Source organism: Saccharothrix texasensis (genome assembly GCF_003752005.1).
Taxonomy (GTDB): Bacteria; Actinomycetota; Actinomycetes; order Mycobacteriales; family Pseudonocardiaceae; genus Actinosynnema; species Actinosynnema texasense.
In genome coordinates this window covers 7,890,546-7,905,524 of record NZ_RJKM01000001.1, presented here as the reverse complement: position 1 = coordinate 7,905,524, position 14,979 = coordinate 7,890,546, and the positions used below count along the sequence as shown (strand labels likewise).

Here is a 14,979-nt window from a genome sequence, read left to right as displayed (position 1 = left end):
GACTTGTCCAGGCCGCCCAGCCCGGCGGGGGGAGCGCATTCGGGCGCTGCTTCGTCCAGGTCCGTGCAAGGCGGCCGGTCGCCACGCCAGCGGGTCCACCTGAACGAATTACCGTTGATGTGGTTGCGGGATCGGTCGACATCCGACCCGGAAGTGTGAACCACAGCGCTGTTTTCCGCTCATCGAAGCGGACAGGACTTACGTTGCCCGGATGGATGACCACGGACGAGTGGACGGTCCGGTCCGCGTGACGCCGCACGGCGTGGCGGCCGGACCGGGCTCGGCCGCGTTGGCGGCGGCGGTCGACGAAGTCGTGTGGTACGACCGGTCGGCGTTCATCACGGCCGCGTGCGGACCGGCCATCCCGGGCCTGACCTACCGCCCCCGGCCCCGGCACGCCACCGGTCCCGCCGTCGGGCACGACGGTCGACCCGGTGCGGGACGGCGGGTGTCGGTCACGTTCGCCCCGGAGGACGACGGCGCCGCACGTCCGTGGGAGCACGACCCGGCCGCGCGGTTGCTCGCGCCACCCCGGCCGGTGGCCGAGTGGGCCGCGGACAAGATCAACGCCGTGTCGGTCTTCCGCGCCGCCGGGGCGCGCACCCCGCCGTCGGTGGTGCTCCCGGCCGGCGCGACGACCGTTCCCGGCGAGGTGTCGGGCTGGCTGCGCGACGGCCCGGTGGTCCTGCAACGGCGCGCCAACAACCTCATCGGCCGCGGCACCAGGCTGGTGCGCGCGGAGGAGGAGTTGGCCGAGGCGGCGGCCTCCTGGTCGGGTGAGCCGCTGAAGGTCTCCCGCCACGTGCCGGGGTTGCCGATCACGGTGTCGGGCTGCGTGGGCCGCGACGTGACCGTGGTGTCGGGGGTCTCGCACCAGCTGGTCGGGATCGCCGAGCTGGGGGCCGGCTGGGGCACCCACTGCGGCAACCAGCTGCTCGGCGACGCCGACGTGCCGGCGGGGTCGGCGGCGCGGGCCCGGTCGGCGTGCCACGCGGTGGGCGAGCGTTTGCGGGCACGGGGGTTCCTGGGCGCGTTCGGCATCGACGCGGTCCTCGACCGGGACGGTCGCGTGTGGGCCATCGAGATCAACCCGCGGTTCCAGACCGTCGTGTCGCTGGTGCACGCGGTCGAGGTCGGGCGGGGGCTGTTGCCGTTGCTGGGCGTGCACGTCCTGGCCGGCCTCGCCCCGCTCACCCCGGTGCTGGCCGCGGGCGACCGCGATCCGTCCGCTCCCCCGTTCAGCCAGCTCGTGGCGCACTTCGCCGACACCGGCCGGGCCCGGGGAGTGCCGGAGACCGGGTGCTACCGGATGGTCGCCCCGGGCGACGTCCGCCGCGTGGCCGACCGCGCGCTGTCGCGGTTGGGCCCCGACGAGGCGCTGGTGTGGGCGCACGCCGCCGAGGGCGACCCGGTCGGACCGGGCGACGAGGCGGTGCTCGTGCAGTTCGGGCACCGGGTGGCCGCCGTCGAGCACCCGCCCCGCCTCACCTCCGACGCGCGGGCGTGGCTCGACGCGCTGCGCCCCACCGCGCGGCCGCTCGCGGGACGTGACCGGTGATCGGCCGGGACGACGCCGGTGAGCTGCGCCGGCTGGCCCACGCGGTGGCCGACCTGGTGGTGGACCACCACCTCGGGCCCGCGACCTCGTCGCCGGGGCGCCGGGCCCGACAGGAAGACCTGGCGTGGCTGGACGAACCGGCCCCGCGCGGCCCCACGCCCGCCGACGTGGTGCTGCCCCAGGTCGTCGACGGGATCCTGCCCCACCTGGTGAAGGCCGACCACCCGCGCAGCTTCGCCGGCGTCCCCGGCCCGGCGGACCCGGTGGCCGCCCTCGCCGACGCGGTGGCCACCGGGCTGAACCTCACCACGGTGAACTGGTCGCTCGCCGCGGGCCCCTCCCAGGTGGAGCTGGTCACCGCCCGGTGGCTGGCCGCGGCGTTGGGCATGCCCGCCGGCAGCGGGGGCGTGTTCACCTCCGGCGGCTCCGTCGCCAACCTGACGGCCGTCGCAGTGGCCCGCGACCGGCTCGGCCCGCCGCCCCACGACCGCGTCCCGGTCGTCTACCTCGGCGAGCAGGCCCACCCCGGCGTCGGCCGCGCCCTGCGCGTGCTGGGCTTCGCGCCCGGGCAGACCAGGGTGCTGCCCTGCGACGACGACCGCCTCGTGCCCGACGCCGTGCGCGCCGCCGTCGCCGCCGACCGCGCCGCCGGGCGCCGGCCGCTGATGCTGGTCGCCACCGCGGGCACCACCAACACCGGCACCGTCGACCCGTTGGCCGAACTGGCGCGGGTGTGCCGGGACGAAGGGCTCTGGTTCCACGTCGACGGCGCGTTCGGCGCGGCCGCGGCCCTGGGCTCGTCCGGGAGTCCGCTGCTGGACGGGCTGTCCGAAGCGGACTCGGTCGCCGTCGACCCGCACAAGTGGATGTTCCAGCCCTTCGGGTTGGGCTGCCTGCTGCTGCGCGATCCCGGCGCGCTGGCGGAGACCTTCCACCTGGGCTCCGACTACCTCGCGGCGATGCACGACCCGGGGCAGTCCCGCGACCTGGGTGCGAGCGGCATCGAGTACACGCGTCCCTTCCGGGCGTTCCGGTTGTGGTTCAGCATCAAGGTGCACGGCCTGGACGCGGTGCGCGACGCCGTCGACCGCGGCCTGGCCCTCGCCTCCCACCTGGCCGCCGAGGTGCGCCGGCGGCCGGGCTTCGAGCTGCTCACCGGCCCTCGCCTGGCCGTGGTGTGCTTCACCCACCGCGCCGCCGGGCGCGACGCCCCGGCCCACCGCCGGATCAGCGACCTGCTCCTCGACCAGAGCCCCGGTTCCCTGCTGCTGCCCACCCTGGTCGCCGGCCGTCCCTGCTTCCGCGCCTGCACCACCAACCCCCGCACCACCGAGCAGGACCTCGACACCCTGCTCGACCACGTCGAACGACTCGCCGTCGCCGGACTGGAAGGCCGCGGCGGGCCATCGGGTTCCCGGGAGGAACGATGATGTGCGCACACAGGAGACTGACCGCGGCGCTGCTCGTCGCACTGCTGTCGGTGATCGCGGCGCCCGGCGCCCGGGCGCAGCCGACCCACCGGGCGGCCGAAGCGCTGACGACCTGCGCCGGGACCAACACCGTGCGCTTCGACCCGGGTCTGCGGCTGCTGCCGCGACAGGTCGGGATCTCCGGCAGCGGCGCCTACGACTGCGCCTCCACCGACCCGGCCGTCACGTCGGGGACCTCCGTCGTCACCGGCTCGGGGGCGTTGGGGTGCCTGACCTCCGACGGGAGCACCACGGAGGTCATCACGTGGAACACCGGCGAGCAGAGCAGGCTCGCCTACACCTTCGCCCTCATCGTGCAACCCGGCGGTGAAGCGGTCGTCGTCGTCGTGGGCTCCGTCGAGGCCGGGAAGTTCGCGGGCAGCCCCATCGCCTCGCCCGGTGCGCAGGTGACGCTCAACCCGCTGCGGTGCCTCACCGACACCGGCGTGGAGCTGATCACCGGACCGTCGACCCTGCTCATCGGCTGACCTCCGCGCGGGCGCGGCCACCGGCAGGAGGAGCCGGACCCTTGATCATCGTCGGGTGGCGCGCCACAGTGTGCGGACGAGGCGCGCTCACCCGGGAGGACCCGAACCCATGACCATGCCGATGCCCGACGACCACCCGCTCGGCCCACCCGCGGACGAGCGGTCGTGGGTCCGGGTCGCGACCGAACTGGCCGCCGGGTTCGCCGCCACCACCGACGAGGCCGACCGGACCGCGCGGCTGCCGGTGGAGAACCTGCGGGCGCTGCACGCCGGCGGACTCGACCAGGCCACCCTGCCGAGGGAGCTGGGCGGGCAGTCGCTGAGCTACCGCACCGTCGGCGCGGTCCTGCGGGTCCTCGCCGCCGCGGACCCGTCCACCGCCTGCCTGTGGCTCATGCACATCGGGGCCGCCGAGGGCCTCGTCCGCCACGGCACCCCCGAGCTGGCCCGGTACTACGCCGACGAGCTGATCGCCGGACGCCGCTTCGCCAACGCCCTGTCCGAACCGTCGGGCGGCAACCAGTTCCTCTCACCCCAGCAGGTCGCCGAACCCGTCGACGGCGGGTACCGGCTCACCGGCGCGAAGCGGTTCGTGTCCGGCTGCGAGATCGCCGACCACTTCCTCGTCAACGCGCTCGTGGACGGCCAACCCACCCTGTTCGGCCTCGAACCCGACCACACCGTGACGTTCGAGCCGCAGGACACCCTGGGACTGCGCGCCACCCGCAGCCACCTGGTCGGGCTCAACGGCACCGTGCTCCGCTCGGACCGGCGGTGCCCGCCCTCCCCCGTGCCCAAGCCCAACCACATCGCCGCGGGCCTGGCCTGGCTGTCGCTCGGCATCGCCGACACCGCCCTGGACACCCTCGTCCGCTACGCCCGCGGCCGGACCCTGCCCTCCACCGGGCGACCCCTGGCGGACGAGCAGCACCTCCAGTTCGACGTCGCCGACGCCGTGCTCCGCCTCGAAGCGGCCGCGCTGGTCGCCCACAACAGCGCCTGGCTGGCCGACCGGGACTCCCCGCACTTCCTGCCCTCCGCGCTGCGCGCGAAACCCACGGCCAACCGCGTCGCCCGCGACATCGCGCAACTGTGCCTCCAGGTCGGTGGCGGCTCCGGCTTCGTCGCGACCTCGCCGATCCAACGCATCTTCCGCGACGCGCAGACCGGGTGGCTGATGGCGCACTCCGTGGAGTTCTGCCTCAACCACATCGGGACCGAGGTCGTGCGCGCGCCCGGCGAGCAACCCTGACCGGCGCACGGGGTCAGCCGCCGACGTGGATGCCGGGGTCGCCGAGCCGGGTCGGGCTCGTGGGTGCGGATGATCTCCCGGACCACCGGGACGGTGTCGCCGCGGCCGAGGAGCAGGTAGCGGAACAGGTGCCCCAGCGGGTTGCCCTCGCTCCAGGCGATCGAGTCGGTGACGAACCGGCGGGCGTCGTCGTCGAACTCGATGTGGTCCACGCGCAGCTCGGTGGTCCGGCCGACCCGGGACACCAGGGACACGGCGATGATGCCCAGGACGAAGAAGACCGCGCGACGCGCGGCGGAGATCGTCACCGCGACCGACGCCGACACCGTCATGGCCAGGATTCCGGTGGCGTAGGCGCCCGCCTGGGCGTTGACGTCGGCTCGGCGTGCTGCCCCGAGCCCTCCGGCCCGACCGGCTGCACCCGGTGCTCCAGCAACCACCGCCCCCACCGGCCGCAAAGATTCCGTCAGGGCACCGGACGCGACCGGTCGGCGTGGCGACGTATCGTTCCACCGCAGCGAACCCCGAGCACTCCACGCGGAGGCAGTCCATGGCCGACTCACCCGCCGGTGTCGCACCGCGGACCTCCACGCTCGTGGTCGACGACGGCACCGCGATCGCCTACCACCGCTGGGAACCGGACCCCGGCGTCGACCCCCACCCCGTGCCGGTGGTGCTGCAGCACGGCTTCGCCGCCGACACCTCGGTCGAGTGGGCCGGTCGCGGCACGGTGGCGGCCCTCACCGCGGCCGGGCGCGCGGTCGTGGGCGTCGACGCCCGCGGTCACGGCCTCTCGGGGAAGTCACCCGACCCCGCCCGCTACGGCGAGCCGCGCATGGCCCGCGACCTGCATGCGGTCGTCGCCACCCTGGGCGTCCCCGCCGTGGACCTCGTCGGCTATTCGATGGGCGCGATCATCTCCCTGCTCACCGCCGCCGGGGAAGCCGCCGTGCGCACCCTGGTCGTGGGCGGTGTCGGCGCCGGGGTCGTCGAGGTGGGCGGCGTCGACACGCGCGTGCTGCCCAACGACGTCCTGGCCGACGCGCTCCTCGCCGACGACCCGGGTCCCGTGCCACCCGAGGCCGCCGGCATGCGCGCGTTCGCCGAAGCGGTGGGAGCCGACCTGCCCTCCCTCGCCGCGCAGGCGCGCGCCGCGCACCAGGGCGGCATCGACCTCGGCGCGATCACCGCCCGGACCCTGGTGATCGCCGGTGACGACGACCCGCTCGCCCGACGACCCCACGTGCTCGCCGACGCCATCACCGGCGCCCGGCTGCACGTGGTGGCCGGCGATCACGGCGGCGCGGTCGGCAGCCCCGCGTTCCGGAGCGCCGTCCTCGACTTCCTGACCGGCTGACGTCCCGGTCGGACCGGGCGCCGCACAGCGGCAACCCAAAAGCGCAGGTAATCAGCGCTGTTAACGCTAACGCGGGTGGATGGCCCCGTTGTTGGTCTTGTCGGCGGCAAACCGGTTGCGCTACGGTGCTTCTGGGAGCGCTCCCAATCATGCTCCCCCGGCACGCGACGACCACGACGCACCCTGCTCGCAAGGAGGCGAAGCATGGCTCCACGTGCGCAGAAGTCATCCAAGCCGCTCGCGAACCGCCGCAGACCCGGCCCGGTCCCCTCCGCGACCGCCGATCGGCACAGCTGAGCACATCTCCGCTCGAACACCCCCGGTGCAGGTCGACCGCCATCGACGCAGCATTGTTCCGCCTCAATTTTGTTAGCGATAACAAGGCAATTGGCCTTGCATTCCGCGAGAGGAACACCATGCGAGACTCCCTGGCGACGAGGAAGGGCCCGGTCCACCGCTCGCGACTGCGGGTGGTGCCGGTGGTGGCGCTGTCCCTCCTCGGCGTCGTCCTCCCGGTGTCCGGCGCGTCGGCCGCCACGGTGGACACCACCGCCTCGTACGTGCTCGTCAACCGCACCAGCGGCAAGGCGCTGGACGTGTACGGACGCGCCACCACCGACGGCGCCCGGATCTCCCAGTACACCCGCAACGACGGCGCCTGGCAGCAGTGGCAGTTCATCGACGCCGGCGGCGGCTATTACCGCGTCAAGTCCAGGCACAGCGGCAAAGTCCTGACCTTCCCGTCCACCGCCGACCGCGCCGGTCTGGTGCAGAGCACCGACGCCGACCGCGCCGACCGGCAGTTCCGGCTGGCCGACTCCGCCGGCGGGCACGTGCGCCTGCTCAACCGGGCCAGCGGCAAGGCCGTGACCGTGCTCGACTCCGCCACCACCGACGGCGCCCGGGTCGGGCAGCTCCCCGACACGGGCCGCGCGGACCAGCAGTGGCAGCTCGTCAAGCTCGGCGCCGACACCACGCCACCGACCCCACCGGGCAACCCCCGCACCTCGAACCTGACGTGCGCCGGGGTGACGTTCTCGTGGTCGGCGTCCACGGACGACGTCGCGGTGGCGTTCTACGACATCTACCACGACGGGCAGCTCATGACGTCGGTGCCGGGCACGGCGCGGTCGGCCGACCTGACCGTCGCGCCGGGCGCCACCTGGGGCCTGTACGTCAACGCCCGCGACGCCGCGGGCAACGTCTCCCAGGCCAGCTCCACGGTCACCATCACCGTGCCGCAGTGCCAGGCCGACACCGAGCCGCCCACCACCCCCGCCGGCGTGACGGCGACCGCGTCCGGCACGACGGTCACGGTGCGCTGGACGGCGGCCACCGACAACGTCGGCGTCACGGGCTACGAGGTCCTGCGCGACGGCGTCCAGGTCGGCTCGACCAGCGGCGCGACCACGACGTCGTTCACCGACAGCGGCCTGGCCGCCGACACCCGCTACACCTACCAGGTGCGGGCGCGCGACGCGCAGGCCAACCGCTCGGCGGCGAGCACGGCCGTCGCCGTCACCACGGGCAGCACGTGCGCCACGGCGCTGTGCTCGGTCACCAAGGTCGCCTCCGAGACCGACCTGCCGTGGGGCCTGACCACCCTGCCCGGCGGGCAGGTGCTCTACGGCCGCCGCGACGCCTTCGAGATCGTCCGCCTCGACCCCGCCACCGGCGCGAAGACCACCGTCGGGCGCGTGCCGAACGTGGCGGGCACCGACGGCGAGGGCGGGGTCCTGGGCCTCGCCGTGGCCTCCGACTTCACCGCCGACCCCTGGCTGTACGTCATGCACACCACCACGACCGACAACCGCGTGGTGCGCATCCGCTACACCGACGGCGCGCTCACCGGCACCCCGCAGGTGCTGCTGACCGGCATCCCGCGCAACAAGTACCACAACGGCGGCCGGCTGCGGTTCGGCCCGGACGGCACGCTGTACATCGCCACCGGCGACGGCCAGAACGGCGACTGGGCCCAGGACCTCGACAACCTCGCCGGCAAGGTGCTGCGCATCAACCGCGACGGCACGATCCCCGCGGACAACCCCTTCGGCACGCCGGTGTGGAGCTACGGCCACCGCAACCCCCAGGGCCTGGCCTTCGACTCCCGGGGCCGGTTGTGGGAACAGGAGTTCGGCAACTCCGTCATGGACGAGACCAACCTGATCGTCCGCGGCGGCAACTACGGCTGGCCGGCCTGCGAGGGCACCACCGGCAGCTGCGGCGAACCCGGCTTCGTCGCGCCGAAGCGCACCTACCCCGTCGCCGAGGGCTCGTGCAGCGGTATCGCCGTGGTCCGCGACGCCCTCTACATCGCCTGCCTGCGCGGCGCGCGGCTGTACCGGGCCGAGATCTCCGGCGACGGCCTGACCAACGTCGAGCAGCACCTCAACGGCGTCCACGGCCGGCTGCGCACCGTGGAACCGTCCGCCGACGGCGGCCTCTGGCTGACCACCAGCAACCGGGGCGACAAGGACAGCATCGCGAACAACAGCAACGAAAGCATCCTGAAAGTCCAACTCGGACGGTGAACCGCGCCGCCGGGCCGGGCGGACGTCCCGGCCCGGCGGCCCGGCTTCCCCGACCACGAAGGGAGTCGCCATGACTCACCGCAGGACGTCGCGCCACCGCCGCACGCGCACCCTCACGGCGGTGGCGATCGCCATCGCGGGCGTCGTGACCCCCGGCGCGCCCGGCGCTCTCGCCGCCGCGGCGACGGCCGCGCCGTGCACACCCGGAGCGACCTACGGCCCGCCGTTACCCGCGCAGTCGGTGTCCGCCCAGCTCATCCGAGGGGGGTTCAACTTCCTCGAGGGCCCGACCTGGGACCAGCGAACGGGCACCTTGCTGCTGTCCCACATGCAGAACCCCAGCGGCCCCCAGGGCGTGCAGCCGTCGTCCGTGCTCCGGTACACGCCACCGGCCACCTTCGAGACGTTCATCGCCGACTCCGGCAGCAACGGCCTCGCGGTCACGCCCGACGGCACGCGGTTGCTCGCCGCCACCCACGACAACCGCACCCTCTCCTCCTACAGCCTGGCCGACCGCAGCCGCGCCACCGTCGCGGCCAACTACCTCGGCCGCGCGTTCAACTCCCCCAACGACGTGACCATCGGCCAGGACGGCACCACCTACTTCACCGACCCGAACTTCCAGCGCGGCAACCGCGCCGACGAGCAAGGCGGCCGCACCGGCGTCTTCCGCGTGCGCGACGGCGTGGTCAGCCTCGTCGACGACACCCTGCGCCAACCCAACGGCATCGTCCTGTCGCCCGACGGCAAGACGCTCTACGTCGGCGCCACCAGCAGCAACGCGATCATGAAGTACACCGTCTTCCCCGACGGCAGCACCGGCAACCGCACGACGTTCGCGAGCATGCGGACGCCCGACGGCGCCACCGTCGACTGCGCGGGCAACCTGTACTGGGCCTCCTACGACGAAGGGCTCGTCCACGTCTTCTCCCCGTCGGGCGCGCGGCTCGGCACCGTCTCCGCTGGGCGCAACAGCACCAACGCGGCGTTCGGCGGACCGGACGGGCGGACGCTGTTCATCACCTCCGGGGTCGCCGGCGGCGGGTTCGGCCTCTACCAGACCCGCCTGAACGTGCCGGGCAACCCGTACTGAGCGAACCTCGGCGCTACTGCCGCTGGTGTTCCGGCACGACACCAGCGGCAGCCGCCGCCTCGCCGGGCTCGGCCGCCGCCGGGACGGCCAGGCTCCCGAACCGCAGCGCCAGCTCGGCGTTGACCTCCACGTGGCGGAGCAGGAACGCCCGCTCGTCCAGCCGCTTGCGCCGCAGCCACCCGGTGACCTCGGTGTTGCACTTGCTCGCGTTGCACGATCCGCACGCGGGCACGATGTTGTCGAGCGTGTACCGCCCTCCGCGTGACAACGCCTGCACGCAGTCCTTCTGGAGGGGCACGCCGGCGGCCCCGCAGTAGGCGCAGCCACCCCAAGCCGCCTTGAGCGCGGTCCACTCCGCCACGGAGAGGTCGTTCTCGGCGCGCTCCATCCGGCGCTTCCGCTTGCGCGCGGCACGTACCTTCCTGCTGCCTCCCACGGCCATGCGGCGGACCCTACGCCCACCGACCGGGTACCGGACCACGGCCTTGTTCGGTCTTCATTGAAGCTATAGAGATGTTGGAGATCAGGCCGGTGTGCCGCGATGGCGCTGGTAGTGGCGGGCGGAGCGGGCACGGTTGCCGCAGCCCGCGGAGCACCACTCCCGGCGGGGGTGGTCCTTGAGGAAGTACAGGACGCAGGCCGGCGCGAGGCAGGCGCGCAGCTGGTCGCGGGTGTCCCCGCCGAAGAGCGCGACGGCGTCCTCGGCGATGGCGGAGACGGCGGCGGAGGCAGCCGGTCCCCCGGCGCGCGGGTGCCGCGAGGGCGCCCCGCCCGGCGTCCAGGACAGCGCCGACCACCTCGGCGTGTCGCCGGCGGCCCGGTTGAGCGCGGTCACGGCCGCTTCGAGGCCGCGGTCGGCGACGGCCGCCGGGCGCGGGTCCCCGGTGACCTCGGCGGCCAGCCGGCGCAGCGCGTCGCGCAGGCCGATCAGCCGGTGGCCGAGGCGGTCGAGGTCGGCCGCGGCGAGCGCGTCGAGGTCGCCGGGCGCCATCAGGTCCGTCCGGGCGGCGACGGCGTGCAGCCAGGCCTTGATGCCGTCGCGGTCGCGCAGCGAGTCGTGCACGCCGTCCCGGTCGGCCCAGATGGTGTTCATCAGCTCCACCGGGAGCGGTTCGCCCAGCAGCGGCGCGTCCGTGTCCATGCCGTGGAGGCTAGCGCACTTCTAACGGTTGCCCAGGCCTCTGTCCGTTGACAGCGGGCGTGCGCGCGTGCGACAGTTCTTCTAATGGTTACTGACGCACGCAAGCGTCAGAATGGGTGCCGAAGGAGCGTTGCCGCATGACCGGTCCCACCCACGCCGAACGCACCGACACCACCGGCTTCCACGAAGGCGAGCTGGCCGTGCAGCGCCTGGCGGGCGTCTCCGCGGCCGCCGCGCGGCTCTCCGGGATGGCGGCCCCCGGCCGGCTGGGCCTCGGCGCGACCCGGTTCCTGGCGGAACGGACCTTCGCCGCCCTCACCGCGCGCGACGCCGACGGCACCCTGTGGCTCTCCCCGCTCACCGGCCCGCCGGGGTTCCTCCACACCGACTCCCCGACCACCCTCGCCGTGCGGACCCGCCCGGCCGAGGGCGACCCGCTCCGCGACCTGCCGGCCGACCAGCCGGTGGGGCTGATCGCGGTCGAGTTCGCCCTGCGCCGACGCCTGCGCGTCAACGGCACGCTGTCCGACGCCGGACCCCGCGGGCTGCGCGTCGACGTCGAGCAGGCGTTCGGCAACTGCCCCCAGTACATCCAGGCCCGGCGCCTGCGCGGCGCGCCCGTCACCGCCCCCGGCGCCGCGCCGGTCCGCCGCGGGACGGACCTCGCGCCGGAGGACGTCGACCTGATCCGCCGGTCCGACACCTTCCTGCTCGGCACCACCCACCCGACCCGCGGCAACGACGCCTCGCACCGCGGCGGCGCTCCCGGGTTCGTCCGCGTCGAGGACGGGAAGCTGTGGTTCCCCGACTACTCGGGCAACAACATGTTCACCACCCTGGGCAACCTCCGGTCCGACCCCGACGCCGCGCTGCTGTTCTCCGACTTCGCCACCGGCCGCACCCTGCACCTGTCCGGCCGGGCCGAGGTGGAGTGGACCGCCCCCGGCGTCCCCGGCGACGACGGCCGCACCGGCCGCCGCGTCCACTTCACCCCCCGGCAGGTGCGCGCCGGCCACCTGCTGCCGCTGCGGGCCGGCCCCGTGGCGCCGGCGCCCGACAACCCGCCGCTCACCGCACCGTGAAGGACAGCCCGTGACCGCCGCACGTCCGCCGTTCCCGCCGTCGACCTCGACGCCGCCCTGACCGAGGTCCACGCCGCCGAGGACGCCTGGACCACCCGCGACCCGCATCGCGTCGCGTCGCCGTCCGCTTCCGGTACGAGTGGCACGACGCGGCGGGACAGCGGTTCCGCTCCTACGGCGACGAGCTGTGGGAGGTCGCCGACGACGGCCTGGTGCGCCGCCGCGAGGCGAGCGTCGACGACCTGCGCGTCGACGAGGCCGACCGCCGCTGCTCCGGCCCTCGGCCCGAGCACGGGCGAGGCCCCGGACACGACCTCCCGCTCGCCCGACGTCGGCGGGTGACAGGGCGGCACGGTGGGGTGAACGGCGTCGCGCCGGGTGGCGCGGCGGTCGGCGGCGGAGGTAGGCACGAGTGGTGCGGCGAGGACCGGAGCCGCCGTCGACGTGTTGTCTCCGTGAGGGATGGGCGATGTCCGCACCGACGCTGAACCACCGGGCCACCGGGTACGACGCCCGCCAGGCGTACTGCATGGCGAAAGCCGCCGAGCTGGCTTACCAGGACCGGGACGGGGTCGAGGCCACCGCCGCGGGGTGGGGCTTCGACCGGGTGCGGCACCACCACTCGACGTTCTCCCCGCCGTTCGCGATCAGCGACACCCGGGCGTACACGATGGCGAGCCCGACGATGATCGTCACCGCGTTCCGGGGCACGGAACCGGCGCGGTTGCGGGACTGGCTGTCCGACACGACCACCCCGCCGTGGCCGGGACCGGCGAACACCGGCCTGGTCCACTACGGCTTCGCCGAGGCGTTGCGCGCGGTGTTCCCGTCCGTGCTCGCGGCCGTCGAGGAGCTGCGGGACGACGAGCAGACGGTGTGGTTCACCGGGCACAGCCTCGGCGGCGGCCTGGCCATGCTGGCCGCCGCGTGGCTGCACTTCGAGGAACCCGCGCTGCCCGCGCAGGGCGTCTACACCTTCGGGCAGCCCCGGACGTGCAACCACGCCCTGGCCGACGCCTACGACCGGGCGCTGTCCGGGCGGACGTTCCGGGTGGTCAACAACAACGACGTGGTCGCGCAGGTCCCGCCCGAGCCGGTGTTCCGCCACGTCGCGGCACTGCGCCACATCGACTCCTCCGGCAAGGTCCGCACCTCCACGTCCGTGGTGGGCAACCTCCTCGACCGCGGCAAGGGGATGACCGCCGACCCCTTCGCCCCCGCCGCCGACGGGGTGCGGGACCACCTCGTGAAGGCCTACGTGGCCGCTCTGGAGAAGAACCTCCCCTGAGCCCCCGACCGGTACCGGACGGGGGGCGCCGACGCCGCCGCGGCCCGGCGCGCCCCGGCCTGAGCGGTCAGCTGGTCGACGGAGCCGGCACCCGCTCGGCGGCGTCCGCGGGGCGGGTCCGGCGCAGCGCGGTCATCCCGACCACCGCGAACACCACGACCACCGAGGCGCCGACGGCGGCGACGGTGTGCAGCCCGGCCGCGAAGGCGTCCCGCGCGGTGGCGAGCACGTCGGCCGCCAGCGGGGCGGGGAGGGCGCCCGCCGCCTGCACGGCGCCGGCCATGCTGTCCGTCGCGAGGGCCGCGGTCTCGGCGGGCACCTCCGGGGGAAGGGCGACCTGGTCGCGGTAGACGGCCGTGCCGACGCTGCCGAACACCGCGATCCCCATGGCGATGCCGAACTCGCCGCTGGTCTCCGACATCGCCGAGGCGGCGCCGGCCTTGCGCGGCGGCACCGAGCTCACCACCATCTCGGTGCACAGCACGCCCTGCGGGCCCATCCCGAAGCTCGCGATCGCCATGCCCGCCACCACGAACGCCACCCCGCCGTCGCCGTTGGCCTGGGTGAACAGCACGATCCCGCCCGCCGCGACCAGCATCCCGAACCCGAGGACGAACTCCGGCCGGAACCGGCGCGCCAGCCGCGGCGCGATGAGCGACCCGACGACCACCGCGCCGGCCTGCGGCACCAGCCAGAGCCCGGCCCGCACCGCGCTCAGCCCGGCGACCAGCTGCAGGTACTGGCTGACCAGCAGGAAGACGCCGCCCATGGTGAGCGCGCCGACCAGCATGACGCCCACCGCCGCGCTGAACGCCCGCACCCGGAACAGCCGCAGGTCCAGCACCGGGTCCGCCAGGCCGCGCTGACGGCGGACGAACACCACGCCCACCGCGACGCCGGCGGCGAGCACGACCGCGTTCAGGACCGACACGCCGTCCTTGGCCGTCTCCTTGAGGGCGTAGACGACCGGCAGGATCGCGCCGAGCGACAGCACCACGCTCGCTGGGTCGAGCCGCCCGGCGGCGGTGTCGCGGTACTCGGGCAGCAGCTTCGGCGCGACGACCAGCAGCAGGACCATGACCGGCACGGCCATCAGGAACACCGAGCCCCACCGGAAGTGCTCCAGCAGCACGCCGCCGACCACCGGCCCGATCACCATGCCGCCCATGAAGCAGCTCATCCACACCGCGATCGCGGTGCCGCGCTGCCGCGGGTCCCGGAACATGTTGCTGATCAGCGCCAACGTGGACGGCATCAGGGTCGCGCCGGCGATCCCGAGCACGGCCCGCGCCGCGATGAGCGCCTCCGGGCTGGTGCTGAACGCCGCCACGACCGACGCCGCGCCGAACGCCGCGCCGCCCGCCACCAGCAGCTTCCGCCGACCGATCCGGTCGCCCAGGGTGCCCATCGTGACCAGGAACCCGGCGATCATGAAGCCGTAGACGTCGATGATCCACAGCAGCTGGGTGCCGCTCGGGCGCAGGTCGGCGGCCAGGTGCGGCACCGCCAGGTGCAGCACGCTCATGTCCAGCGACAGCAGCAGCGTCGGCAGCGCCAGCACCGCCAGCCCCCACCACTCGCGTCGTCCTGCCCTCATCGCCGTCTCCCCCGTCGTCTCGGTGGTGTCCTGCCACCCTTGAGTCGAACGGCGACGGCCCGGATCGACGGCGCGGCCGGAAGTTTCTCCGAGGACTTCCTCCGAGCGGGCGGGGCACCGGCC

Annotated in this window: 12 protein-coding genes and 2 pseudogenes; 10 read left to right on the top strand and 4 right to left on the bottom strand. The window is 74.3% G+C overall.

Annotated features, from left to right (window positions below; genetic code table 11):
* Positions 1-211 precede the first annotated feature (211 nt).
* The 4 genes from EDD40_RS35545 to EDD40_RS35530 all read left to right on the top strand — a co-directional run bounded on the left by EDD40_RS35545 (position 212) and on the right by EDD40_RS35530 (position 4,767).
* Complete coding sequence (locus EDD40_RS35545) at positions 212-1,558, top strand: ATP-grasp domain-containing protein (RefSeq protein WP_148089000.1); 1,347 nt, start codon at positions 212-214, stop codon at positions 1,556-1,558.
* A complete protein-coding gene (locus EDD40_RS35540; protein ID WP_123746788.1) occupies positions 1,555-2,988 on the top strand; it encodes a pyridoxal phosphate-dependent decarboxylase family protein in 1,434 nt (477 codons plus the stop codon). The genes EDD40_RS35545 and EDD40_RS35540 overlap by 4 nt, the downstream gene beginning before the upstream one ends.
* On the top strand, positions 2,985-3,515 hold the full coding sequence (locus tag EDD40_RS35535; RefSeq protein ID WP_148088999.1) for a hypothetical protein: 531 nt from the start codon (positions 2,985-2,987) through the stop codon (positions 3,513-3,515). The genes EDD40_RS35540 and EDD40_RS35535 overlap by 4 nt, the downstream gene beginning before the upstream one ends.
* Positions 3,516-3,624: 109 nt before the next feature.
* Positions 3,625-4,767 (top strand): acyl-CoA dehydrogenase family protein, encoded by a 1,143-nt coding sequence (locus EDD40_RS35530; protein WP_123746786.1) that lies wholly within the window; start codon positions 3,625-3,627, stop codon positions 4,765-4,767.
* Positions 4,768-4,780: 13 nt separating this feature from the next.
* On the opposite strand, the pseudogene EDD40_RS44655 reads toward EDD40_RS35530, so the two are convergent.
* Positions 4,781-5,147: pseudogene (locus EDD40_RS44655) on the bottom strand (amino acid transporter); the annotation flags it as partial.
* A 170-nt stretch (positions 5,148-5,317) separates the two neighbouring features.
* Here EDD40_RS44655 and EDD40_RS35520 point away from each other — a divergent pair.
* The 3 genes from EDD40_RS35520 to EDD40_RS35510 all read left to right on the top strand — a co-directional run bounded on the left by EDD40_RS35520 (position 5,318) and on the right by EDD40_RS35510 (position 9,748).
* Complete coding sequence (locus EDD40_RS35520; RefSeq protein ID WP_123746785.1) at positions 5,318-6,124, top strand: alpha/beta fold hydrolase; 807 nt, start codon at positions 5,318-5,320, stop codon at positions 6,122-6,124.
* Between the two features lie 416 nt (positions 6,125-6,540).
* The gene (locus EDD40_RS35515) at positions 6,541-8,655 is read left to right on the top strand and encodes a PQQ-dependent sugar dehydrogenase (RefSeq protein ID WP_123746784.1); all 2,115 of its coding nucleotides are present in this window, start codon (positions 6,541-6,543) and stop codon (positions 8,653-8,655) included.
* A gap of 70 nt (positions 8,656-8,725) precedes the next feature.
* Positions 8,726-9,748, top strand: a complete 1,023-nt coding sequence (locus EDD40_RS35510; protein ID WP_123746783.1) for an SMP-30/gluconolactonase/LRE family protein — start codon at positions 8,726-8,728, stop codon at positions 9,746-9,748.
* 13 nt (positions 9,749-9,761) lie between these two features.
* Here the strand turns inward: EDD40_RS35510 and EDD40_RS35505 are convergent, their stop codons facing one another.
* A complete protein-coding gene (locus EDD40_RS35505; RefSeq protein WP_123746782.1) occupies positions 9,762-10,190 on the bottom strand; it encodes an HNH endonuclease in 429 nt (142 codons plus the stop codon).
* An 81-nt stretch (positions 10,191-10,271) separates the two neighbouring features.
* Positions 10,272-10,889 carry a CGNR zinc finger domain-containing protein gene (locus EDD40_RS35500; protein ID WP_123746781.1) on the bottom strand — a complete coding sequence of 206 codons (618 nt, stop codon included), beginning with the start codon at positions 10,887-10,889 and terminating at the stop codon, positions 10,272-10,274.
* Positions 10,890-11,026: 137 nt separating this feature from the next.
* Between EDD40_RS35500 and EDD40_RS35495 the strand changes: the two genes are divergently transcribed.
* From EDD40_RS35495 to EDD40_RS35485, 3 genes and pseudogenes are all read left to right on the top strand, one after another.
* Positions 11,027-11,971 carry a pyridoxamine 5'-phosphate oxidase family protein gene (locus EDD40_RS35495; RefSeq protein WP_123746780.1) on the top strand — a complete coding sequence of 315 codons (945 nt, stop codon included), beginning with the start codon at positions 11,027-11,029 and terminating at the stop codon, positions 11,969-11,971.
* Between the two features lie 10 nt (positions 11,972-11,981).
* Positions 11,982-12,273, top strand: a pseudogene (locus EDD40_RS43905) (DUF1348 family protein); the annotation flags it as partial.
* 167 nt (positions 12,274-12,440) lie between these two features.
* Positions 12,441-13,259, top strand: coding sequence for a lipase family protein (locus EDD40_RS35485; protein ID WP_123746779.1), 819 nt, complete (start codon positions 12,441-12,443; stop codon positions 13,257-13,259).
* Between the two features lie 67 nt (positions 13,260-13,326).
* Here the strand turns inward: EDD40_RS35485 and EDD40_RS35480 are convergent, their stop codons facing one another.
* Entirely contained in the window at positions 13,327-14,856 is a 1,530-nt protein-coding gene (locus EDD40_RS35480; RefSeq protein ID WP_123746778.1) for an MFS transporter, read from the bottom strand.
* Positions 14,857-14,979: the final 123 nt, after the last annotated feature.